At 32.2% G+C, this 23,199-nt stretch carries 22 protein-coding genes and 1 riboswitch; of the genes, 3 read left to right on the plus strand and 19 right to left on the minus strand.

All coding sequences use genetic code 11. The annotated features are described in order from the left end of the window. Nucleotides 1–33: 33 nt before the first annotated feature. From Q5I67_RS02635 to Q5I67_RS02675, 9 genes are all read right to left on the minus strand, one after another. Nucleotides 34–771 carry an ABC transporter permease gene (locus tag Q5I67_RS02635; protein WP_075554921.1) on the minus strand — a complete coding sequence of 246 codons (738 nt, stop codon included), beginning with the start codon at nucleotides 769–771 and terminating at the stop codon, nucleotides 34–36. A gap of 2 nt (nucleotides 772–773) precedes the next feature. Further along, entirely contained in the window at nucleotides 774–1,637 is an 864-nt protein-coding gene (locus tag Q5I67_RS02640; RefSeq protein ID WP_302486275.1) for an ABC transporter ATP-binding protein, read from the minus strand. Between the two features lie 19 nt (nucleotides 1,638–1,656). Further along, on the minus strand, nucleotides 1,657–2,451 hold the full coding sequence (locus Q5I67_RS02645; protein ID WP_302486276.1) for an ABC transporter ATP-binding protein: 795 nt from the start codon (nucleotides 2,449–2,451) through the stop codon (nucleotides 1,657–1,659). 1 nt (nucleotide 2,452) lies between these two features. Further along, nucleotides 2,453–3,478 (minus strand): iron ABC transporter permease, encoded by a 1,026-nt coding sequence (locus Q5I67_RS02650; RefSeq protein WP_302486277.1) that lies wholly within the window; start codon nucleotides 3,476–3,478, stop codon nucleotides 2,453–2,455. Between the two features lie 12 nt (nucleotides 3,479–3,490). Beyond that, the gene (locus tag Q5I67_RS02655) at nucleotides 3,491–4,453 is read right to left on the minus strand and encodes an ABC transporter substrate-binding protein (protein WP_302486278.1); all 963 of its coding nucleotides are present in this window, start codon (nucleotides 4,451–4,453) and stop codon (nucleotides 3,491–3,493) included. A gap of 20 nt (nucleotides 4,454–4,473) precedes the next feature. Continuing rightward, nucleotides 4,474–5,181, minus strand: a complete 708-nt coding sequence (gene cobI / locus Q5I67_RS02660; RefSeq protein ID WP_296899716.1) for a precorrin-2 C(20)-methyltransferase — start codon at nucleotides 5,179–5,181, stop codon at nucleotides 4,474–4,476. Nucleotides 5,182–5,353: 172 nt separating this feature from the next. Continuing rightward, nucleotides 5,354–6,361, minus strand: a complete 1,008-nt coding sequence (locus tag Q5I67_RS02665; RefSeq protein ID WP_118205151.1) for a sirohydrochlorin cobaltochelatase — start codon at nucleotides 6,359–6,361, stop codon at nucleotides 5,354–5,356. Between the two features lie 200 nt (nucleotides 6,362–6,561). Then, nucleotides 6,562–6,740: riboswitch (cobalamin riboswitch) on the minus strand. Nucleotides 6,741–6,803: 63 nt separating this feature from the next. Next, a complete protein-coding gene (locus Q5I67_RS02670) occupies nucleotides 6,804–7,223 on the minus strand; it encodes a biopolymer transporter ExbD (RefSeq protein ID WP_015561858.1) in 420 nt (139 codons plus the stop codon). Between the two features lie 2 nt (nucleotides 7,224–7,225). Next, entirely contained in the window at nucleotides 7,226–7,843 is a 618-nt protein-coding gene (locus Q5I67_RS02675; protein ID WP_296899710.1) for a MotA/TolQ/ExbB proton channel family protein, read from the minus strand. Nucleotides 7,844–7,976: 133 nt separating this feature from the next. Between Q5I67_RS02675 and Q5I67_RS02680 the strand changes: the two genes are divergently transcribed. Next, nucleotides 7,977–8,570, plus strand: a complete 594-nt coding sequence (locus tag Q5I67_RS02680; RefSeq protein ID WP_302486279.1) for a DUF2284 domain-containing protein — start codon at nucleotides 7,977–7,979, stop codon at nucleotides 8,568–8,570. Nucleotides 8,571–8,668: 98 nt separating this feature from the next. Here Q5I67_RS02680 and araA read toward each other — a convergent pair whose 3' ends face one another. Then, nucleotides 8,669–10,153: an L-arabinose isomerase gene (gene araA, locus Q5I67_RS02685; RefSeq protein WP_302486280.1), complete on the minus strand. Its 1,485-nt coding sequence runs from the start codon at nucleotides 10,151–10,153 to the stop codon at nucleotides 8,669–8,671. Nucleotides 10,154–10,636: 483 nt separating this feature from the next. Between araA and Q5I67_RS02690 the strand changes: the two genes are divergently transcribed. Further along, nucleotides 10,637–12,040, plus strand: coding sequence for a sugar porter family MFS transporter (locus Q5I67_RS02690; protein ID WP_296897211.1), 1,404 nt, complete (start codon nucleotides 10,637–10,639; stop codon nucleotides 12,038–12,040). Between the two features lie 30 nt (nucleotides 12,041–12,070). Continuing rightward, entirely contained in the window at nucleotides 12,071–12,649 is a 579-nt protein-coding gene (locus Q5I67_RS02695) for an AAA family ATPase (protein WP_296897210.1), read from the plus strand. Between the two features lie 88 nt (nucleotides 12,650–12,737). Here the strand turns inward: Q5I67_RS02695 and Q5I67_RS02700 are convergent, their stop codons facing one another. The 9 genes from Q5I67_RS02700 to Q5I67_RS02740 all read right to left on the minus strand — a co-directional run bounded on the left by Q5I67_RS02700 (nucleotide 12,738) and on the right by Q5I67_RS02740 (nucleotide 23,196). Beyond that, entirely contained in the window at nucleotides 12,738–13,832 is a 1,095-nt protein-coding gene (locus Q5I67_RS02700; RefSeq protein WP_302486281.1) for a GntR family transcriptional regulator, read from the minus strand. Between the two features lie 169 nt (nucleotides 13,833–14,001). After that, nucleotides 14,002–14,400: a dihydroxyacetone kinase phosphoryl donor subunit DhaM gene (gene dhaM, locus Q5I67_RS02705; RefSeq protein WP_296899018.1), complete on the minus strand. Its 399-nt coding sequence runs from the start codon at nucleotides 14,398–14,400 to the stop codon at nucleotides 14,002–14,004. Nucleotides 14,401–14,418: 18 nt separating this feature from the next. Beyond that, on the minus strand, nucleotides 14,419–15,441 hold the full coding sequence (gene yjfF, locus Q5I67_RS02710; RefSeq protein WP_296899020.1) for a galactofuranose ABC transporter, permease protein YjfF: 1,023 nt from the start codon (nucleotides 15,439–15,441) through the stop codon (nucleotides 14,419–14,421). Next, nucleotides 15,438–16,475 (minus strand): ABC transporter permease, encoded by a 1,038-nt coding sequence (locus tag Q5I67_RS02715; protein WP_091695233.1) that lies wholly within the window; start codon nucleotides 16,473–16,475, stop codon nucleotides 15,438–15,440. Before Q5I67_RS02715 ends, yjfF begins: the two co-directional genes overlap by 4 nt. Then, nucleotides 16,475–17,983: a sugar ABC transporter ATP-binding protein gene (locus Q5I67_RS02720; RefSeq protein WP_296899023.1), complete on the minus strand. Its 1,509-nt coding sequence runs from the start codon at nucleotides 17,981–17,983 to the stop codon at nucleotides 16,475–16,477. The genes Q5I67_RS02715 and Q5I67_RS02720 overlap by 1 nt, the downstream gene beginning before the upstream one ends. A gap of 103 nt (nucleotides 17,984–18,086) precedes the next feature. Beyond that, a complete protein-coding gene (locus Q5I67_RS02725; protein ID WP_296899025.1) occupies nucleotides 18,087–19,112 on the minus strand; it encodes an ABC transporter substrate-binding protein in 1,026 nt (341 codons plus the stop codon). 263 nt (nucleotides 19,113–19,375) lie between these two features. Next, on the minus strand, nucleotides 19,376–20,170 hold the full coding sequence (locus Q5I67_RS02730; RefSeq protein ID WP_302486282.1) for an HAD-IIB family hydrolase: 795 nt from the start codon (nucleotides 20,168–20,170) through the stop codon (nucleotides 19,376–19,378). An 85-nt stretch (nucleotides 20,171–20,255) separates the two neighbouring features. Next, entirely contained in the window at nucleotides 20,256–21,671 is a 1,416-nt protein-coding gene (gene gndA / locus Q5I67_RS02735; RefSeq protein WP_302486283.1) for an NADP-dependent phosphogluconate dehydrogenase, read from the minus strand. 205 nt (nucleotides 21,672–21,876) lie between these two features. Beyond that, on the minus strand, nucleotides 21,877–23,196 hold the full coding sequence (locus Q5I67_RS02740; RefSeq protein WP_302486284.1) for a gluconate:H+ symporter: 1,320 nt from the start codon (nucleotides 23,194–23,196) through the stop codon (nucleotides 21,877–21,879). Nucleotides 23,197–23,199: the final 3 nt, after the last annotated feature.

Genomic DNA, 23,199 nt, shown 5'->3' on the forward strand with positions numbered 1-23,199 from the left:
CCAAGGAAAAATTTTCCCATTGGAGTGCATTTTTTAATTTTTTATCTTACCTAAAATGCGATTGCAAATAATAAATAATACAATCATATATAAGCATAAAATACCGATAGATAATATAGAAATCTCTTGATTATGTGTGATAGCACGCAACAAAGTCGATGTATGTGTCAATGGCAAAGCTTCAATAAAATAATGCAATAATAATGGCAATTTATCTGTAGAGAAAAATGTGCCACATAAAAATGACATCGGCAATAAAATATACGTATTAAATCTCGCCATATCTTCAAAAGTCTGTACTGTCATCGCTGCTGAAAAACCAATTTCAGCAAAGATGATACAATTTATGATCAATACAACTATAAATAATGGCGTAATCGCAAATTTCGCACCAAATAAATAAGCTAAAACAACGATAATCGCCGAAGAAATCATGCCACGAAGCACAGCAGCCAAAATCTTTCCTGCTACAAAAGCTATTGGTCGTATTGGCGATACTAAATATTCTTCTAAAGATTTATGATATATACGTTCTGCATGTACAGGAGTCAAACTATTAAAAGCTATATTCATGGAATTTAAAGCTAATATCCCTGGAACTAAAAAATCTAAATAAGAACCAGTTCCTGTATTAATACTTCTACCTAAGCCCCAGCCAAAAGCCACCATATATAAAATAGGTGCTACCATACGACTTAAGATGAATTTTATCATGCGATGTTTCAACACTACCCAGTCTCGCCAAAAAACAGTCCAAATATCATATAGCATAATCAACTCACCGTCCTTCCTGTCAATTCTACAAAGACATCTTCCAAATTGGAATGACGTATAGTCGTCGCTACATCTAAAGTTCCAGCAAAATCTGCACATTCTTTGCGAGAATTAAAGAACTTATACTCTCTAGACTCTTCACTATCCCATTCTACGACATATTTACCAATTTGCTCACAAAGAGCTTTTGGCGTATCTAATTTTATTAAACTACCTTTATTTAAAATAGCCACTCTATTGCATAGACTTTCTGCCTCTTCAATATAATGAGTAGTCAAAACTACAGTAACGCCATCTTTTGGCAATCGGCGTATCAAATCCCAAATGCGTCTACGCACTTGTGGATCTAATGCTACAGTAGGTTCATCTAAAAATAAGATTTTAGGATTATGCATCAAAGCTCGCACAATCAATAAACGTCTTTTCATACCACCAGATAGACTTTTTACTTTATCATTAACTCTATCTTGAAGCTCTACATAATTTAATAATTCTTCAATGCGGGCATGTCGCTCACTTTTAGGAATATGATGCAATCTTCCGTGCAATTCCATATTTTCCCAAACAGTCAAATCCTGATCAAAATTTATATGTTGCGGTACTACCCCTATATATTTTTTTACATTTAATTCATCGCTGAATATATCTTTTCCCTTATATAAAATTTCTCCAGCTGTAGGCTTTGTGAGCATGGTAAGCATGCGAATAGTCGTCGTCTTGCCTGCTCCATTTGGCCCTAAAAGCCCAAAGATTTCACCTTCATCAATCGTCAAATTCAAATCTTTTACAGCCGTTTTTTCTATATTTTTACCTTGTTTATTCTTAGAAACAAAATTTTTCTTTAGGGATTTTATTTCAAGCATATTTATTCCCCTTATTATATTAATTTTTAACTAAAGATACTGGAAAAATTATTTTATCTTCTGGATTTTGACAGTTTTGATACATCTTAGCATTCACGCCAAATACTTTAGCTAAATTTTCTACATCAAGTACAGTATTTGGCTCACCTTGCTCAAATACATGTTTATCTTTCAAGATAACTATATCATCAGCATACATACGAGCATGATTTATATCGTGTAAGACCATAATCACTGTCATTCTTTCACGTTTATTTAATTCATCGACAATTTGCATGACTTCCAATTGATGAGCGATATCTAAATAAGTAGTTGGCTCATCTAATAATAAAATCTGTGGCTGTTGAGCAAGTGCCATTGCAATCCATGTGCGTTGTCTTTCACCACCAGACAAAGTACTGACTAAACGATGAGAAAAAGATGTAATATGTGTTTTTTCCATCGCTTCTTCAATAATCGCTTGCTCTTTTTTATTATTCAATGACTTAAACATAGAGCGATACGGAAATCTACCATAACTTACAAGCTCTTTTACCGTCAAATCCGTTGGAGTTGTCGCTCCCTGTGGTAATATTGCCATTTTTTTCGCTAGATTTTTTCTGGATAAATGCAAAATATTTTCTCCATCAATCAAAATTTCGCCTTTATACTGACGATTTAATCCTGAGATAGCTTTCAATAAAGTCGATTTACCACAACCGTTTGGCCCTATGATAGCTGTCTTTTTTTCAGCTTTAAAATCAATATTAATTCCATCTAAAATCAATTTATCATGTATTTTTATCGTTAAATCAGATACTTTTAAATCGACCATATCAAAGCTCCTTTCTAAGTAAAAATAAAAAGAATGGAGCTCCCAATATTGCCATAAAAATTCCCACCGGCAATTCCAATGGAGCAAATGCTACACGGGCAAAAGTATCACTATAGGTAACTACAGCTATCCCCAAAAGTGCCGACGAAGGTATCAAATAGCGATAATCTGAACCTACAATCAAACGAGCTGTATGTGGCACTATAAGTCCTACAAAACCTAATAAACCTGCTACCGATACAGCACTTGCTGCCAATAATGCTCCTATAGCAGTCAAATAAATACGTGTTAATTCCACATTTACCCCTAGAGCTTTTGCTATATCATCACCCAATTGCAAAATATTTAAATGGCGTGAACCCAGCATTGCTAAAATAAATCCAATCAGAGCATAAGGCCAAATAATATCTACATGTGGCCACGAACGAGCCGATAAGCCCCCTACCATCCACATCAAAGCACCATGTATTCTATCACTATATAAAACTAAAATAGCAGAAATACCTGCACCTAAAAATGCTGATACTGCCACCCCTGCCAAAATAATACGCAATGGTCTTATGCCATTTTTCCATGCCAATAAATAAATGCAAATGGCTGCAATCATAGCACCGACAAAAGCTATAGGCGTTATTAAATATTCCATAGCAGGAAATAATACAATCACTAAAATACCTGTAAGCCCTGCCCCTGAAGAAATCCCTATGATATGCGGATCAGCTAAAGGATTTTTCATCACGGCCTGTAAAATAGCTCCTGCCATAGCCAAATTCATACCTACTAATCCCGCCACTATCGTTCTTGGCAATCTAATATTGTATAAAATCTGTTGGTGAGGACTATTTACACCATCGATAAAAATATTTTTTAATTCACTTATTGGAATAGCTACTGCTCCACTCACTATACTGCAAATAATGCCTGAGCAAGCTAAAATGGCGAATACTATCATCATTAGTATTCGCCATTTATTAATCGCTATGCCAAATTTTGTAGTTTGTAAAACTTCTTGTTTTTGCATAGTCATATCATTTCACCATCAATTAAATTTATCTGGATAAGCAAGCTTAGCCATAGTTTCAACCGCTTCTGGATAATGAATACCTGGACTTAATAAAAACATTTCCTGTGGTAAGAAATACACTCTTTTTTCTTTTACTGCTGGAAGAGTTTGCCATGCTGGATTATTTTCTACATTCTCCATCATAGATTTCTTTATAGTCTCTAGTTTTCCCATACTTGTAACAAAGATAACATCTGGATTTGCTGATACTAATGTCTCCAAACTATAAGGTGCAGAAGTTGGATTGCTTTCTAATGGAGTCAATCCTTTCGCTATATTTTCAAATTCCAAGATTTCCGCTGTTGAACCAGCAATACTACCTTCTAATTGTACAGTTACATTTTGAGCTGTACTATGTAGTATCGCTATGCGTTTATGTTCATTCGGCAATTTAGCTTTTATTTCTGCTATTTTATTATCCATATCTTGTATCAAAGTTTTTGCTTTATCTGGATTTCCTGCAATTTGCCCCAAAACATCAACTGTATGTTTTACTTGGTCATACGTACGCATTTCAAGTACAACTACAGGAATACCATTTTCTTCAAAAGTAGATACAAATTTATCATTCATACCTTTATAAGCAATTACTAAATCTGGTTGAGCTTCTATTACTTTTTCAATATTAATATTATAAACATTTCCTACCTGTGGTAGATCTTCATCTTCTTTGGGAATACCAGTCTTTGCCGATACTCTTGCTACAACATTTCCATCAACAGCATGAAGTGGTTCCAAAAAAGATGCCGATAATGGTACTATTCTTTCTGGTTTTTTCGTCAAAACTACTTGTCTATCAGCATCATCTGTAATAGTTAAATAACTATCAGTTCCACTTGAAACATTTTTTTCCTCTGTTTGACTACCACAACCAACTAATATCACGGAAAAACATATTACTAAAGCTAATATACAAAACAAACCATTCAATTTTTTCATAGTAACATTATCTAAGGCAATTAAATACCTTTACTCCTTCTAGTCAAAATAGTTGATAAATAATTTAATTTTTTATCTTTTTGTGCTTGTAAATCATCTATTATTTCTTCATCTGGAAGACCACAACGACTTACAAGTACAGCATTATCTATCATATCATTTTCAGCTAAAGCATCTACTACTTCAGGATAATTTTTATAAACTTTCATCATTACCACATTATTAGAAACAGCTAAAGCTTTATCAATAGTTTCTTTATCAGCAGTTGCTGGAATTACACTGATGATATCATTGCCTTCAACTAAAGGATAACCTAATTTACTGCCAATTGCACAAAATGCTGGCACACCTGGAATAGTTTCAATATTTATATCTTTTTCTTTTGCTAAAAGACGATATACATAAATATATGTACTGTAAAACATTGGATCGCCTAATGTTAAAAATACTACATTTTTTCCAGCTTGTAATAAAGCTAAAATCTCTTCTTTATTTTTTTGCCATGCATCAGTAGTTTCAAAATTAACTACCATTGGAAAAACTTGATATACGATTTCAATATCATCTTTTAAATAAGGTTTAGCTATGCTTAAAGCTACGCTACCATCTTTTTTTTCTGTTTTTGGTGCAATGAGCACATCAGCTTTTTCAATAGCCTTAATAGCTTTCATTGTCAATAATTCTGGGTCTCCAGGACCTACACCAATACCATAAAAAGTTCCTGCCATGATTAAAAATCCTCCTGCATAAAAAGGTATGTGACAAAATTTGCCACATACCTTACTGTATTACATTTTGCATATTTTAGTAGAAACTAAATTACTTAATAAAATAATGCTCTTATTTATTTTACACTTGGCATATAAAAGCGTCAAGCATACAGGATTTATTCAAAATCTATTATTTTTCTGCTTCAAGAGCGTTCCATGCTTCATTTGCTCTATCTACAAATAATTGACGAACGTTTTGGTTTTCACCAAGACCATGAATGTATGCGTCTACTTTAATACCTTCTTTTTCTAAGATGGATTTATGAGAATCTTCTTCTGCACCAGCCATATCATTATTTGCATGATCACCTGCAACCATCATAAGAGGCATCATTGTAACATGATTGATACCTTTTGCTTTTAATTGAGGAATAATATCTTCAAGAGATGGCCAGCCTTCAACTGTATAAATCATTACTTTACCATCATAAAGTTTATTTAAACGATCTTGCATTACAGAATAATAAGCATTAGATGGATCTGGTGTACCATGTGCCATCACTAATACTGCATCTTTTTTACCTAATTTTGGCATTTGAGAACCAATTGCTTGCATTACTGCTTCAACGTCATCTCTTTGACCTTCTTGACCCATCCAATACATAAGAGGTGTACCAATAGTCATTTTTTTGAATTGTGTTTTATAGATATCATATACAGCTGTTTTATAAGCATATTCCATACCAGGAATGATATCTAAGGAAGTAAGTGCTATGCGATTATAGCCTTCAGCTTTTAATTGAGCTAATGCTTCTTCTGGTGTAGGAATAGTAATACCTTCATTTGCTTTTACACGGTCAATAATAATATGAGAAGTAAATGCTAATACAACTTTTGTATTTGGATGTGCTTTTTGAATTTCTTCTACAGTAGCTTCAATTGTTTTTGCACGAGTATCTTTGTATGTTGTACCAAAGCTCATTACTACAATAGCATCTTTATTTGGAGCTTTTTGAAGTTCTGCATCAGTTGTATTATATGTACGTACACCGATTTCAGAAGCTTGTAAAAGTGCAGGAGTTGCTGTTTTTACTTCTGGATTTAAACTATATCCTGCTGCAAAAGATGTTGCAGATACTCCTGTTAAAGCTACACATGCCATAGATGCGATTAACATTTTTTTCCATTTAGCTTTCATATCGTTCTTTCCTCTCTTAGCTGAGTTATCCCCTTTATGCTACAATTTGCTTTTAAGCTAGGTTAAAAGTCATAAAAAAAATGAACCTTCTGCGCGCTCAAAGGTTCATTTCTAGTATAAAAAATCTCTACATGGAATTATACCGATGTAGAGATAGCCTTATACTGTAATAAATCTCCTACCTATCTCTCGCAGGTCATAACGGTGATTGACAAATAGGCAGTTCTTCTGACTTAAGTTCATCGCTCCTTCAAGCCTTCCCAAGAAAATCTCAGTGACATATTTTGAAGTTGCTCACTTTCACAGCGGCGGGACCGTAGCAGCTTTTACTGCTTTCTCTATTAAGCCCAAAAGGGGCACCTATTCCACTCAATAAATATAAAATTGTTAGAAAAATAATTTCATTTTTACAATAACACTTAAGAGTATATCTGTCAAGACATTATTTATGTTCATCTACCATAGTCTCTGTAGCCAAACCAAATTTAGTTATCCCCACAGCTTTAAATTTATCTAATAATGCCATAATTTTTCCATAATCTACATTTTCATCAGCACGAATTACTACAGCAAAATTATTATTTTCTTCATATTTTTCTTTTGCACCTTGAAGTAATGTATCTTCATCTATCAATTTATTTTCTAAATACAAAGTGCCATCAGCTTTCATCGTGACTAAATAATTAACATTTGTTTGACTTTGGGCATTTTGTACTTTAGGCATATTTACAGGAATAGTTTTTAAATCCACCATATATAATGTACTAAGCATAAAAAATACCAATAAGAAAAACATTATATCAATCATTGGTATAATCATAACCTCAGGCTTAGAAAAAGCTCTTCTATCTTTTAATCGCATGATTATTCACCTCTAGTTATATAACCTTCAATTAGTGAAAACGCTTGTTCCATATCTGTTACAATACGGTCTACTCTTTGCACAAAATAAGCATGAATAGCTAAAGATACAATTGCTACACAAAGTCCTGTAGCTGTCGCAATTAAGGCTTCACCAACCCCTCCAGTGATAGCTATAGCTTGACCTTCTTGAAGATTAAATACACTAAAAGCTGAAATCATTCCCACTATTGTTCCCAATAAACCCAAAAGAGGAGCCATAGTAACGATTACATTTAAATAATATAATCTTTCCTTAAATTTAGAAATACTAATGCCTGATTGTACTTCCAATAACATCATCAAATTTATATTTTTATTTTGCATTTTACTAAATGCAAAATTCACCAATGATGCCAAATCCCCCTTAGTATTTTGTGCTAAAGCTTTTGCTTCTTCGATTTTATTATTAATCATCAATTTATAAAATTTTTGTGTAAAATCTCTACCAGAATCAGCTTTTGTAAAATATAATAAACGTTCTATGCCAATAGTTATAATAAAAATTGAACATATTAGCAATATATACATTACTAATCCGCCTTTATGAAAATATTCTACACCTTGCATCAATAAGTCCATAAAAAGACCTCCTATTAAAATCTAGCTTTTTACGCTATAATTTATTCATACTAATAATAAGCTTATCAAATATAGCTGTCAAACCTAAAATCAAAAATATTCATCTATCTAATATCAAAAAGGAAGTATGTTTATGTTTACAACTAAAATTTATATCAAACAGCAAAACATGCAAGAATTTATCTCAAATTATCAAGATATTGATAAATTCTTAGGTTATTGCAAACAATGTAATAATTATAATCATAAATGGTCTTGTCCACCACTTAGTTTTAATCCTAAAACTTATTTAAATAAATATAAATCTATTTATCTAGTTGCTGTACAATTAAATTACACTGAGGATACTATAAATAGTTTAACTACTAAAGAAGAAATCAGTTCTTTTACGCGTAAAACCTTACGTAAAACAAAAAATGAATTAGCTACTGCTCTACTAAATTTAGAAAATGATAATACAATTTCTCTATCTTCTGGCGGTTGTAGTTATTGCTGTAAATGCAGTAGAGATGATAATAAACCTTGTAAACACCCAGATAAAATGCGTCATTCCCTTGATTCTTTTGGCATAGATTTAGGAAAAGTAACTGAAGATGTATTTAATATTAAATTACTTTGGGGTTTAGATAAATTGCCTAAATATCATGTATTAATTCATGCATTAATTACTAATGAAATAATACCTACAAAAACTATATTTGATACTATAAACAAAAACAGCGTATAACTATTATAGTTATACGCTGTTATTTTAAAAAATATTCTTTCCCCCTAAGTTAAGGGAAAATATATAAAGTTATGGGGGAAAGAGAGAGAGTTAACAAATTATTTTAATTTCCACATAATGTCGGAAAGCATGAGCTGATCTTTAAATTTATCCATATCTAAGTCTTTAGTAATATGAACAAATTCAATACCCATCATATTAGCCCAATCGCGAAGTTGTTCAGCAGTTACAGTGTAACTGATAACGCTATGATGTGCACCACCTGCTAAGATCCAAGCTTCACCTGCTTCTTCAAGGCTTGGCAATGGTTTCCACATTACACGAGCAACAGGAAGATTTGGCATTGGCATAATAGGTTTTACGCATTCAACATCATTTACGATAAGACGCATTCTACCGCCCATATCTACAATAGTAGCTACAATAGCACTGCCTGCTTTACCTTCAAATACAAGACGAGCTGGAGCATCTTTACCGCCGATACCAAGTTCATGAACTTCAATTTTTGGAGTATCAGCTGCAACACTTGGGCAAACTTCAAGCATATGAGCACCGAGATTATAGCTATCTTCACCGTTTTTACCGAAATGATAAGTATAATCTTCCATCAAAGCAGTACCTTCATCAATACCCTGTGCCATAGTTTTCATAACTGCAGTGAGGCAAGCAATTTTCCAATCGCCTTCAGGTCCAAAACCATAACCTTGACCAGTTAAATCTTGTGTTGCAAGACCTGGGAGTTGTTCCATACCATAAAGGTCTTCAAATGTATTTACAAAGCCATCTGCGTTATTATCTTCTAAGAATTTTTTGATAGCAACTTCAACTTTTGCCTGATAACGTACAGATGCGATATTATCTGTATTCATTACATATTTAGATTTATATTCAGCTACTTGAGCATCAATCTGTTCTTCTGTTACAGCATTGATATACTGTACTAAATCACCAACAGCCCAAGTATTTACAGACCAACCAAATTTAATTTCTGCTTCTACTTTATCGCCTTCAGTAACAGCAACATTTCTCATGTTATCACCAAAACGAATAACTTTTAAATCAGCACTAGCAATTACACCAATTGCAGTACGCATCCATGTAGCAATTTTTTTCTGAACAGCTTCTGTTTCCCAATAACCAACAACAACTTTACGAGCAAGACGCATACGAGTACCAATGAAACCATGTTCACGGTCACCATGTGCAGACTGATTTAAGTTCATAAAGTCCATATCAATTCCTTCATTTGGAATTTCTTGATTATATTGTGTATGAAGGTGAAGATATGGTTTTTGTAATTTTTTAAGACCTCTAATCCACATTTTGGATGGGGAGAAAGTATGCATCCATGTAATAATACCAGCACAAGTATCATCATAGTTTGCATCCATTACAAATCTATCGATAACTTCAGCAGTAGTACCTACAGCTTTGAATTCAATTTTAGCTGGAAGTTTACCAGAAGCATTCAAACCATCTACCATTTTTCTTGCGTCATCTTCAACAGCTTTTAAAGCTTCAGGTCCATATAAAAACTGGCTGCCTACGATAAACCAAAATTTGTAGTCTTGTAATTTTTTCATAAAAAAACAACTTCTTTCTTTAAAAAATTATAACTTATCTTATTACTTGCAAATAATTCTAATTTAAATCTATGTCGTATATTCAATATTATTACTTATTAGAAAATTATAATATATAATTGTCATACAACATGGTTTTATTATAGCATGTATGTTATACAATTTTCAATAGCAAATTGAAAAAATTTTTATAAATTTTTTCAATCTTTTTAACAATTCAATTATATAAACAACTTTTCGTAAACTTTTACTCATCCTTTTCTATCTTATTAACGGAAATTATTTTTCTCAAATATTTTTCCTAAATAAAAAAATTCAAAAAAAAGTAAAAATTATTTACAACAGGCACTTGTCAAATAAAAAAAACTATAGTACAATTGCTTTTGTCAAAAATATCATACAACTTGATGAAATTATTTAAATTAGTATGATATTTATAATTGTCTGTTAATTCTATAAACAAGAAAAGGTAGGTTTTATTTCATGTCCACAGCTATTAACACAGAAGCGCTTCAACAAAGTAAACGTATGCGTAAATTAGTATCTGTTGCAGCCGGTATGGCTGGTTTGTTGTTCGGTCTTGATATTGGGGTAATTGCTGGTGCATTGCCATTTATCACAGACCAATTATCACTTACAAGCCAAATGCAAGAATGGATTGTAAGTTCTATGATGTTCGGTGCGGCTATTGGTTCAGTTATTACTCTATGGATTTCATCTAAATTAGGTCGTAAAAAATCTATTTTAACGGCAGGTCTTTTATTTATTATAGGTTGTTTTGGTTCTTCATTCGCTCAAAATTATGAAATCTTATTAGTTTCCCGTATAATCTTAGGTTTTTCCATTGGGGTTGCTTCTTATGTAGCACCACTTTATCTTTCTGAAATGAGTGAAAAGGAACATCGTGGTCGCTTGATTTCCATGTATCAGCTCATGATTAACTTCGGTATCGTTATTGCATTCATCTCTGATACACTTCTTGCTCCAACAGAAAGCTGGAGACTTATGCTTGGTATTATCAGTATTCCTGCATTCTTATTAGTATTTGCTGTTTCTAAATTACCAGACAGCCCACGTTGGCTCGCTTCTAAAGGTTTCACAACTGAAGCTCAAAAAGTACTTAATGTTCTTCGTGGCAATAAAGAAAAAGCTCATGAAGAACTTCAAGATATTACAGATAGCTTAAAAGTAAAACAAGCTGGTTTCTCTTTATTCAAAGCAAATAAAAATGTTCGTCGTGTTGTTTTCCTCGGTATGTTCTTACAGTTCATGCAACAATTCACTGGTCAGAACATTATCATGTACTATGCTCCAAAAATCTTCAGTCTTGCTGGTTTTGAAAGCCATACAGATCAAATGTTCGCTACTATCTTAGACGGTATGACATTCGTTGTATTCACTTGGATCTCCATGCAGTTCATTGATAAAACTGGTCGTAAAATTGCTTTAAAAATTGGTTTTGGTATCATGGCTTTAGCTCTTATCGTTCTCGGTTGGTGCCTCATGCAGTTTGAAGGTGGCAATACTGCTCAATGGATTTCTTACACTGCTGTTGGTATGACAATTCTTTCCATCGCTGGTTATGCTATGAGTGCTGCACCTGTTATCTGGATTTTATGTTCCGAAATTCAACCTCTTAAGAGCCGTGACTTCGGTATTGCATGCTCCACTACTACAAACTGGGTATCCAATATGATTATCGGTGCTACATTCCTTTCCCTTCTCGAAGGTATTGGTTCCGCTCAGACATTCTGGTTATATGGTATTTTAAACGTAATCTTCATTTTCTGCACAATCTACATTGTTCCAGAAACAAAAGGTGTTTCTCTTGAAAAAATTGAAAGCAATCTCATGGAAGGTAAGAAACTTCGCAATATCGGTTGCTAATGATAAGATAGATTCAAGGAGGAAAATATTATGTTAATTACAATTGGTCGTCAATATGGTGCTGGCGGACGTGAAGTTGCTGAAATTTTAGCTAAAGAACTTCAACTTCCATTATACGATAGAAAACTTGTAGCACTTATTGCTGAACACTTAGAAAAAGGCTGTAAATTAGAAGAACTTAATTTAACATATGCTAATCTTTATGGTGAAGAATCTCCATATGAACATATTTTTGATAATATTATTAAAAATGATGATATGTTCATGTTTCGCCCTCAAGCAAAAGCTATTAGAGCTTTAGCTGATCAAAAAGATTCTGGTATTTTTGTTGGTCGTTGTGCTAACTATATCTTAGATGACCACAAAGCATTTTCTTTCTTCATTGTGGCTGATGATGATTTTAGAAAAACACGTGGTAACCTTGTTTATCATAAATCTCTAGATGAATTAAAAAAAGAAGATCAAAAACGTGCTTCTTATTATAATTACTACACAGGACTCAGCTGGGGAGATCCTAAAGATTATGATTTAGTAATCAATGTAGGTCGTACTGGTATTGAAGGTGCAGTAAAAATTATTAAAGATTATATTACAAATAGCTCTAAATAATCTTAACTAATATAAAATAAAAACACTTCTTTTATGTTTTAAGCGAGTAATTAAGATTTTAAATCTCAACATAAAAGAAGTGTTTTTTTTAATTTTTATCTCTTAAATCCTTTACAGATTCTCTTTCTACTAAATTAGGCGGAAATTTTACGCTCACATTTAAACTTGGATTTTCCATTAACTTTAAAAGTTGTACAGCTACGGTTTTACCTAATTCTTTTTTTGGATGAGCAAATGTTGTTAAACCTATCGCCGATTCTAATTCTAAATCATCAAAGCTAATAATAGATATATCATCTGGTATTTTTTTACCTAATCTCGTCAATAAATCTACTAAATACCTTGCCACCTGATCATTATAACAAATAATGGCTGTAGCATCATTTATACGTTCTAACATTTTTTCGCTAAATTCGCCATTTTGAATTTGTTTTATATCTTCTGTTGTATACCAAAACATATTACGTTCAGATTGCAACAAGTTATATTTTTTTAAAGCATTAATCGCACCTGAATAACGCAATTGACCTTGCATATCATCAGATTTAAAAATACCCGCAATCTTTTCATGACCATGTTTTATAAGATATTCTCCCGCAGCCTGTCCAGCCATATAATCATCCATACGTATACTTGGTATATTCATTGGCGGATTAGTATCAGCATGGATAAACACACATGGTATTCCTGCTGATTTTATTTTTTGATAAAAATCTGTATTGATATATGGTATACCACTTTTTGATGGTTCAATAATTAAGCCATCAATATTGTTTTTCAACATAGTATCTAAAATATATGCTTCTTTTTCCACTCTATTATAGGTAAAAGCTAACTGCATGAAATAACCATTTTTAGTCAATACTTTCTCTATTCCTTGTACAATACTTGGAAAAATATAATCATCTAAATAAGTTAGAACAACACCTATATTTCTTGTTGCTTTCTTTATTGCTGATTTTGAAGCACATACATATGTTCCGCTACCACGTCTTCTTTCTAATAGACCTTCACTTTCTAATACACTTGTTGCTTGTCTTACTGTTTGTCTACTAATAGAAAATTTCTTTCCTAATTCATTTTCAGAAGGCAATCTCATACCTACACTGAACTCTCCGCTTAAAATTTGCTCTCTTATCCAATTCATTAAATCTATATATTTCGGAGCATCTGTAGTCGCCATTTTTACACCGTCCTTTCTTCTATAAATATAATATATTCTCTTTTTATATTTATATACGTATTTATATAGTTTACCAAATAATCTCTATATAATACAACTAATTATTAAAAATATTAAGATGGGGAAATATTGTAATCTACAACATTCCCCCATTTTTTACTATATATGTTTATCCTCTTTTTGATACACTCTTTGCGTTTTCTGTCATATTTAATACGGTTATTAAATCACTACCTTTTGCTGCTTCGCTAGCTGCTGCAATAGCACCTTCTACAATTGGAGCATCAGCTATTTTTACACGTTGATGCAACTGCATAGATAATCCTTCGATCGCTAATCCTGCTGATATAATAGAACTACCTACATCTGTAATGATAATTACACCATTTTTTCCATCATCTGCCTCTTCGATGGCTCGACAAATTTTTGCACTATCCGTACCAAAGCTACCATCAGCAGTACCTCCAGCAGCAATAATTTTTAATTCATTTGGAACTACTTTTTTTGCCATATCTCTGACACCTTCAGCAATGCTTACCATGTGTGAGACTATAACTATACCTACCATTATCTTCACCTCTATTTTTTATTTATTACTTTCCATTGAACTCTTAGATGTTAATTTATTTTTATGTTCAGTAATTAATGCTTGCATGATGATAAATATACATAACAAAGCACCAACTACGATTTTAGTCCACCAAGCAGATAATGTTCCCTGAAAAGTTATAAAGGTGAGAATTATACCTTGAATTAATACACCGAATATAGTACCTGGCATAAAAGCTACCCCACCAGTTAATAATGTACCACCAATAACGGAAGAAGCGATAGCATCCATTTCCATGCCCATTGCATGTAATGTATATCCAGATAACATAGTCCAAGAATATACTACACCACCTAAAGCTGCACAAAAACCACTTATTACATACGCTAAAATTTTAGTTTTTGTTACAGGTAAACCCATTAAGGAGGCAGAATTTTCATTACCACCAATTGCAAATATAGTTCTACCAAATTTTGTATATTTTAATACTATAATCGCAATAATCAATACAATTAATGCTACCAAAGCACCAACAGAAATAAATCCTGTTCCAAACATATTTATACGTTCTGAAGCAATCGCTACATAATTTGGATTGTCAATATTAATAGTGTCTCTAGAAATAACAGCTGTCATACCACGACAAAAAAACATACCTGCCAATGTTACAATAAAAGGCTGCATCTTAAATACTGAAATTAAATATCCTTGAACAAATCCTACAACGATACCAATCAATAAAACTAAACAAATAACTACAGGTATTGCAAGTTCTGTATTCTGTAGTAAATATGCTAAACACATACATACAAGTGCAACAACTGCACCTACAGAGATATCAATACCACCACCGCCAGTGATAATTGTAAAAGTTACACCAACAGTAACAATAATTAGAGATGCATTATCAATAAGCAAGTTCCAAAAAACTTGAGGTCTCGAAAAACCATTATACATCGCTACACCAATACCATATAATACTATGAATAATATTACAGTTACAAAAAATTGAAAATATCTTGAGGCTATTGCGGAATTTATATATTGTTTCATATTCATGCTTTATCCACCGCCTTTACTGTATTTTTTTTGCTCTTATTAAAAATTTCACGGAAATGTTTAGATTGAATTAAACATAAAATAATTACAACAATAGCTTTTACTACTGGTAATTGGTCAGAAGCTACCCCCATTGCGTACATAGTAGTAGTTAATGTTTGAATAGTAATAGCACCAATTATACTGCCGCCAATATAAAATTTACCACCACTCAATAATGTACCACCTAAAGCTACTGCTAAAATAGCATCCATTTCCATATTTAATCCAGCATTATTCGCATCTGCTGCACGAATTAATGAACTTTCAATTAATCCTGAAACACCTGCACAAAAACCAGAAAAAGCATATACTAAAAAGATAATTAAAGCAACATTTATACCTGCATATCTACTTGCTGTAGGATTAATACCTACCGATTGAATAAACAGCCCAAGAGATGTTTTTTTCAAGATAAATACCACTAATGCTATCATTAAAATTGCAATAATAATCGGGCTTGGAATAATATTGCCTGGAATATTTCCACCAATATAACTAAATGGAGCATAATAAACTGTTATAATTTGTCCTTCAGTAAGTAATTGAGCAATACCTCTACCAGCAACCATTAAGATAAGTGTTACAACCATCGGTTGTATCTTTATCTTTGCTACTAAGAACCCATTCCACATACCGCAAACAACACCAGTAGCTATAGCTGCAATCATAGCTACAACCATTGGATATTCAGCTACACCATCGCCTCTGCCACCAATAAGACTACAACAAACAGCACCTGATATAGCAACTACAGCACCAACAGAAATATCAATTCCTGCTGTAGCAATAACAAAAGTCATACCTAATGAAAGAATAATCAAAGATGAAGAACGATTTAAGATATCAAATACACGGCCATATAATCTACCATCCTGTGTTATTTCCACATCTAAAAATCCTGGGACAAAAATAATATTAAATATAACCAAAATTGCTAAAGCAACTAAAGGTAAAAAAATTGAACTAGATTTAAAACTTTTTAATTTATCCATTAAACTTCACCTCCAGCAATAGCTTTCATAATGTTTTCTGAAGTAACTTTGTCGCCTTCTATTTCTGCGACTTTTTTACGGTCACGAATAACTGTTATCTTTGTACAAGTTCTAATCATTTCATCCATTTCACTGGAAATAAATATAACCGACATACCTTTAGATTTTGCCAAAGCTACAGCCATTTTTTGAATTTCACTCTTTGTACCAACATCAATACCACGTGTTGGTTCATCTAATATTAATAAATTAGGTTCCGTTATGAGCCAACGAGCAATAATAACTTTTTGCTGATTACCACCACTTAAATTGCTTACCAATTGTTCCCTGTCTGAAACTTTTATTTTTAATAATTGAATACAATCATCTGCAAATACAACCTGTTCTTTATATGGTATATATTTAAACATTCCTTTTTTAGCCTGTAATGCTAAAATAATATTTTCACGAACACTTAAAGAGCCTATTATACCTTGTACCTTTCTATCTTCTGGGCAAAATGCTATTTTTTCATTCATCGCTTCAATTGGATTTTTCAAGTTAACTTTTTTGCCATTAATTACAATTTCACCCTTAGTAATTGGATTTACCCCAAAAAGCAATTCAGCTGTTTCTGTACGACCAGAACCTAGTAAACCACCAAGGCCAATTACTTCACCTTTATGTATAGTTAAATCTACACTATTTAATTTACCAGTACAGCCAATATTTTTTGCTTCAAGAAATACTTCATCTGAAGGTACACTTTTAGCTCCCATTTTATCAAATTCTTTTACAGAATCTAAATCTTTACCAACCATTTTAGCAATTAATTCTACCTGTGGTAATTTATCAATGTCATAAGCTCCAACTAATTCGCCATTGCGTAAAATTGTAATTCTACTACACAATTCATAAATTTGTTCTAAGAAATGTGAAATAAAAATTATTCCCATTCCCTTTTTTTGTAATTGACGAATAATGCTAAACAAACGTTTTGTTTCTTCTTCATCTAAACTAGATGTTGGTTCATCAAGAATTAAAATTTTAGCATCAACATCAACAGCACGTGCTATAGCTATCATTTGCTGTATAGCTACAGAGTAATGATCCAATGTTTTTGTCACATCAATGTGAATATTTAAACTATTTAATAAGTCAGCAGAACGTTTATTTATTTGTTTCCAATCAATAAAACCAAATCTCTTTGGTTCACGTCCAATAAAAATATTTTCCGCAACTGTTAAATTAGGACATAAATTTACTTCTTGATAAACAGTAGAAATACCACATTCTTGTGCTTCTTTTGGATTGTTTGGTGAAATCTCCTTACCATTTAAAGTAATAGTACCACCATCACGATGATAAACACCTGTAAGAACTTTTATTAATGTAGATTTTCCCGCTCCATTTTCTCCCATTAATGAGTGAATCTCACCTGCACGTAAAGTAAAATCTACGTTCGATAAAGCTTTAACTCCAGGAAATACTTTATCTATATTTCGCATTTCTAAGAGAACATCTCCCATATTCTCACCTCATTCAAGTAAAATTTTATATAAAATAAGCCGTACTTGCCGTTCAAGCCAAGTACGGCTTTTTACTATTTCTAGTAATTCTTATACAATGAAATTAATATTTTCTTTCTGGTAATGTTTTTTCAGCAACATCTGCTGGGAAGACTCCTTCTTCCATATATACCATTTTATCTACTTGTTCACCATTTAAAATTTTCTTAGCTGTTTCCATGAGCAATGGTCCTTGTAATGGATTGCATTCAACAGTACAATTTGATTTACCTTCAATCATAGCCTGGAAAGCACCTTTTACACCATCAACAGAAACAATTACAATATCTTTACCTGGCTGTAATCCAGCTGCTTCAATAGCTTGAATAGCACCTAAAGCCATATCATCATTTTGAGAGAATAAAATATCGATTTTATCACGACCACCAGATTTTAAGAAAGATTCCATAACTTCCTGGCCTTTTTGACGTGTAAATTCACCAGTTTGAGACATTAAAATTTGATATTTGCTTGCATCTGGAGAAGCTTTCATTGCTTCTTCAAAACCTTCAGAACGTCCAATAGCTACAGAGGAACCTACAGTACCTTCGAGTACTGCTATATTATATACACTACCTCCATCACGAGGTGTTTTATTTTGTGCTTTCATATATTGGTCAATCCATTCAAAAGCTTTTTTACCTTCAGCTTTTGAATCTGTACCTATTTTAGCTACATATAAATCCTCACTTACTTTTGCATCACGGTCAACAATAACTACTGGAATACCTGCATCTTTTGCTTCTTGTAAAACAGTATCCCAACCAGTTTCTACAATTGGTGTAAATGCAATTAAGTCTACTCCTTGTGCAATGAAAGAGCGAATTGCTTTTATCTGATTTTCTTGTTTTTGCTGTGCATCTGAGAATTGAAGATTTATACCTGCATCTTTTGCTGCTTGTTTAATAGATTCTGTTTGTGCTGTTCTCCATTCAGATTCAGCACCTAATTGAGAATAACCTATTGTAATTTCCTTACCATCTTTTGTAGCTCCACTTCCAGTTCCACTACTAGAACTATTATCACTACCACATCCCACACAAAAAGCCAACATAGTAAGGCCTGTTAATGCTGCTACTAATCTTTTCATAATTTCACTCCTTAATATATTTTTATAAAAATTTAACGCTTGTAAATCCACCGGTTTATTTAACTTGCTCTTATCATACAACTTTTTTGATTAATTTTGCAATAGGTAATATATATTTATTTTAAAATTTTAAAAATATTTCCAAATAATGAACAATTTTAATTATAATTATATTAAAAACCTATAAATTAAATTTATAAATATAATAAAAAAACCTAAAAGTGCCTATATTTTATAATAGGTACTTTTAGGTATCTTACATCTTATAAATTATCCAATAACATTTCACCAACACTATCATACAACTTTGTTGCAACTTTTTTTGCATGCATAGTTGCTGAATTTAAACTATATCCTCCAAATTCTTTTATCATTGATACATCATTTTGAGCATCACCTATTGTTAAAACATGTTCAAAGTATTTATCTTTTTGCAAATTCAATAATTCTTTGACTCCTTGAGCTTTATTTATTCCCTTAGCACATATATCTATACAATTTAAATTCATATTAGCTAAGAAAGCTCCTTCAAATTCACTATTTATGCGTTTAGCATAATTGTTAGCAATTTCTTCTGTTTCATAAGCTAAACTAATTTGTATTACATTCATTTCAGCTAAAGCTTGTTCTACAGATATTTTTTGAATGATGTCTTGATTTTTATATTTTTCAGACTCAAAATACTTTAACAACTGCGATTTAGGGCTATTTATCGTAGTTCTCATTTTTTCTGCTGAAGAAAATAAAATATGCCAACTTTCTTTGACAATATCACTATGAAAAAGTTTTTCTAATTGAATTTTATCTAAAGGAAAGGATTTTATTAATTTTAAATTTTTATCGAAAATTGTTCCACCATTATTGCAAATTACAAAATCATAAGTAAGCTTCTGATTATTTACTTCATGCATTAAAGAATGTACATCTCTACCACTACATAAAACAAATAAATTACCTTGCTGTCTCCACTTATTTACCGCTTCTATATTTATTTGTGGGATGATTGCTTCATCATGAAAATATAATGTTCCATCAAAATCACTAAATGCAATTTTCACCAAAAACACCTCACTTTTAATTCATTCCAATACTTTATATTATAAAAAAAAAGCAGACAAAAGTCTGCTTTTTCTTTCTATATTTTTATCTATCAAAATGTTTTTGCCACTGATGATGGAAAGAGCCTTCTCTATCAATGCGTTTATACGTATGAGCACCAAAATAATCTCTTTGAGCTTGAATGAGATTTGCACCCACAACTTTTGTACTCAAGCCATCAATATAAGAAATTGCATTTGCAAAAGCTGGTACTGGTACACCTGCTAAAATAGCTTTAGCTACAATTTTTCTTAAACATTGCTGATTATTTTTTACTTTTTCAGCAAAGAATTCATTTTCAATTAAATTATCTAAATTAGGTTCTTGCTGATAAGCATTTGTGATATTATTTAAAAATTTCGCCTGAATAATGCAACCAGCTCTGAAAATAGAAGCAATATCGCCTAAATCTAAATGCCAATCATATGTTTCAGAGGCACTCTTATACAAAGCAAGACCTTGAGCATATGCTGCAATTTTAGCTGTATATAAAGAACGTCTTACATCTTCTACAAAATCTGCATCAATTTCTACAGGTAATACTTTTTTCAAACCACTTTCTGCTAATTGTTGACGTTTTTCATAGAAAGAACTGATATTTCTAGCATTGCAAGCACTTGTCATAATAGATGTATTCACACCTTGTTCTAAAGCAGCTAAACTTGTCCAACGACCTGTGCCTTTTTGCCCTGCACTATCTAAGATTTTATCTACTAATTCGCCTTCGCCTAAATCATCTTTTTCTTTAAAGATATCTGCTGTAATACCAATTAAGAAGCTATTTAATTCACCTTGGTTCCATTCATTGAAAATATCTGCAATCTGAGAATTTTCATATCCACCAACATGTTTTAATAATAAATAAGCTTCAGCAATAAGTTGCATATCTGCATATTCAATACCATTATGCACCATTTTTACATAATGACCTGCACCGTTTTCACCGATATATGTGCAACAAGGTTTACCATCTTCAGCTTTAGCGGAAATAGCTTCTAAAACTTCTTTGATTTCTTTATAACTTTCTTTATTACCGCCTGGCATTAATGCTGGGCCATTGAGTGCTCCCTCTTCACCGCCAGATACACCAACACCAAAATATTTAAATCCTTTAGAAGTTACATATTCATATCTTCTCTGTGTATCTTTAAAGAAGGAATTTCCACCGTCCATGATGATATCTTCTTTATCTAAATAAGGTAAAAGACTTTCAATCACACTATCTACTGCTTTACCTGCTGTTACCATGATAAAGAATTTACGAGGACGAGCTACACCTTCTACTAAGGATTTTACATCATAAAAAGCTGTTATATTATCATGTGGATGATTTTTAACAAAATCCTCTGTTAAATCTGGAGTGTAATTATATACGGCTACTTTGAAATTATGATTTGCCATATTTAAAGCTAAACAGCTTCCCATTACACCCATACCAATAACTGCTATATTTGATTTCATAAATTTTATTTTCCCCCATTAAAAATAAAAAAAATATATCTATATTGTACAACTGTCTATCAAAAAAAGCTACCAATAAGGTAGCTTTTTTATTTTTCTCGTACAATATATTATTGCATATCTAAAATCCAGCTACTAAATTATTCATAAAATACATTTATTCTTTTTTATTTATAATTTATTTGCATAAAATCTTTAAAAATTATCAAAACAAAATTGCATTTAAAATCATTACACCAATAATACCTGCAACAGAAATAATAGTTTCCAAAGCACACCATGTGCGAATTGTTCCTTTTATAGTTAAACCAAAGAACTCTTTAAATAACCAAAATCCTGGATCATTTGGTGGGCTGAAAATTACACTACCTGCACCAACTGCTAATACCATAAGTTCTGGGCTTACACCAGTGAGTGGAATTAATGGTGCTACAATACCACCTGCTGTAAGTGCCGCTACAGTTGCAGACCCAACAGAAGTTCTAATAACAGCAGCAATCAACCATGCCATCAATAATGGAGACATATCTGAACCATGAATTAAACTACCGATATATGTTCCCAATCCACTATCAATTAAAATCTGTTTTAAAACACCGCCACCTGCAACAACAAGTAAGATCATCGCAATAGTTTTTACTGCATCTTCTACACTTGTCATTATTTCTTTCATGGATTTTCCGCGATTTAAACCAAAAGTAAAAATAGCAATGATTACAGAAATAGTAAGTGCTATATCTGGATTTCCTAAAAATACTAAAATATGGTAAATACTATACGTATCATCTAAAGTCATTTTTACAATAGCAGAAGCAGCCATCAATACAACTGGTACTAATGCTGTAAAAATACTTACTGCAAAAGAAGGCATTTCATCTTCTTTGAAAATTTTAGGATTATATAATCCTTCTGGTATTTCTGGTTTTAAATCTTTAACAAAATTATAATAAAGTGGTCCTGCTAAGATAACTGTTGGCACTGCAATAATAAAGCCATAAATCAAAGTAGTCCCTAAGTCTGCATTAAAAATAACCGCAATCGCTGTTGGTCCTGGGTGAGGTGGTAAAAATCCATGTGCTACAGATAAAGAAGCTGCCATTGGAATACCAACTTCTAAAAGATTAACCTTTGCTTCCGCTGCAATCGTAAATACTAATGGAATTAAAAGTACAAAGCCGATTTCATAAAAAAGTGCAATACCTACGACAAAACCTGTTAAGCAAACAGCCCAACGAACATTTTTTACTCCGAACATAGAAATCAATGTAGTGGCAATTCTTTGTGCTCCCCCACTATCAGCCATCAATTTACCAAGCATAGCCCCAAAACTTACGACTATTGCCAGACCTCCTAATGTACCGCCTAACCCCTTAGTTATAGATGGTACGATAGCATCTACTGGTAAACCTAAAGCAAAGCCCATAAAAATTGCTACAAAAATTAAAGATAAAAAACTATTTAATTTACACTTTACAATAAGTATAAATAAAATAATAATCCCCACAGCCAATATAGCTAATGGCATAAT

The sequence above is a fragment of the uncultured Megamonas sp. genome, from assembly GCF_958438645.1.
Taxonomy (GTDB): domain Bacteria; phylum Bacillota; class Negativicutes; order Selenomonadales; family Selenomonadaceae; genus Megamonas.

Coding starts and splice junctions, on each gene's coding strand:
- Q5I67_RS02635 (WP_075554921.1), bottom strand. CDS start 771: ATGCTATATGATATTTGGACTGTTTTTTGGCGAGACTGGGTAGTGTTG.
- Q5I67_RS02640 (WP_302486275.1), bottom strand. CDS start 1,637: ATGCTTGAAATAAAATCCCTAAAGAAAAATTTTGTTTCTAAGAATAAA.
- Q5I67_RS02645 (WP_302486276.1), bottom strand. CDS start 2,451: ATGGTCGATTTAAAAGTATCTGATTTAACGATAAAAATACATGATAAA.
- Q5I67_RS02650 (WP_302486277.1), bottom strand. CDS start 3,478: ATGACTATGCAAAAACAAGAAGTTTTACAAACTACAAAATTTGGCATA.
- Q5I67_RS02655 (WP_302486278.1), bottom strand. CDS start 4,453: ATGAAAAAATTGAATGGTTTGTTTTGTATATTAGCTTTAGTAATATGT.
- cobI (WP_296899716.1), bottom strand. CDS start 5,181: ATGGCAGGAACTTTTTATGGTATTGGTGTAGGTCCTGGAGACCCAGAA.
- Q5I67_RS02665 (WP_118205151.1), bottom strand. CDS start 6,361: ATGAAAGCTAAATGGAAAAAAATGTTAATCGCATCTATGGCATGTGTA.
- Q5I67_RS02670 (WP_015561858.1), bottom strand. CDS start 7,223: ATGCGATTAAAAGATAGAAGAGCTTTTTCTAAGCCTGAGGTTATGATT.
- Q5I67_RS02675 (WP_296899710.1), bottom strand. CDS start 7,843: ATGGACTTATTGATGCAAGGTGTAGAATATTTTCATAAAGGCGGATTA.
- Q5I67_RS02680 (WP_302486279.1), top strand. CDS start 7,977: ATGTTTACAACTAAAATTTATATCAAACAGCAAAACATGCAAGAATTT.
- araA (WP_302486280.1), bottom strand. CDS start 10,153: ATGAAAAAATTACAAGACTACAAATTTTGGTTTATCGTAGGCAGCCAG.
- Q5I67_RS02690 (WP_296897211.1), top strand. CDS start 10,637: ATGTCCACAGCTATTAACACAGAAGCGCTTCAACAAAGTAAACGTATG.
- Q5I67_RS02695 (WP_296897210.1), top strand. CDS start 12,071: ATGTTAATTACAATTGGTCGTCAATATGGTGCTGGCGGACGTGAAGTT.
- Q5I67_RS02700 (WP_302486281.1), bottom strand. CDS start 13,832: ATGGCGACTACAGATGCTCCGAAATATATAGATTTAATGAATTGGATA.
- dhaM (WP_296899018.1), bottom strand. CDS start 14,400: ATGGTAGGTATAGTTATAGTCTCACACATGGTAAGCATTGCTGAAGGT.
- yjfF (WP_296899020.1), bottom strand. CDS start 15,441: ATGAATATGAAACAATATATAAATTCCGCAATAGCCTCAAGATATTTT.
- Q5I67_RS02715 (WP_091695233.1), bottom strand. CDS start 16,475: ATGGATAAATTAAAAAGTTTTAAATCTAGTTCAATTTTTTTACCTTTA.
- Q5I67_RS02720 (WP_296899023.1), bottom strand. CDS start 17,983: ATGGGAGATGTTCTCTTAGAAATGCGAAATATAGATAAAGTATTTCCT.
- Q5I67_RS02725 (WP_296899025.1), bottom strand. CDS start 19,112: ATGAAAAGATTAGTAGCAGCATTAACAGGCCTTACTATGTTGGCTTTT.
- gndA (WP_302486283.1), bottom strand. CDS start 21,671: ATGAAATCAAATATAGCAGTTATTGGTATGGGTGTAATGGGAAGCTGT.
- Q5I67_RS02740 (WP_302486284.1), bottom strand. CDS start 23,196: ATGCCATTAGCTATATTGGCTGTGGGGATTATTATTTTATTTATACTT.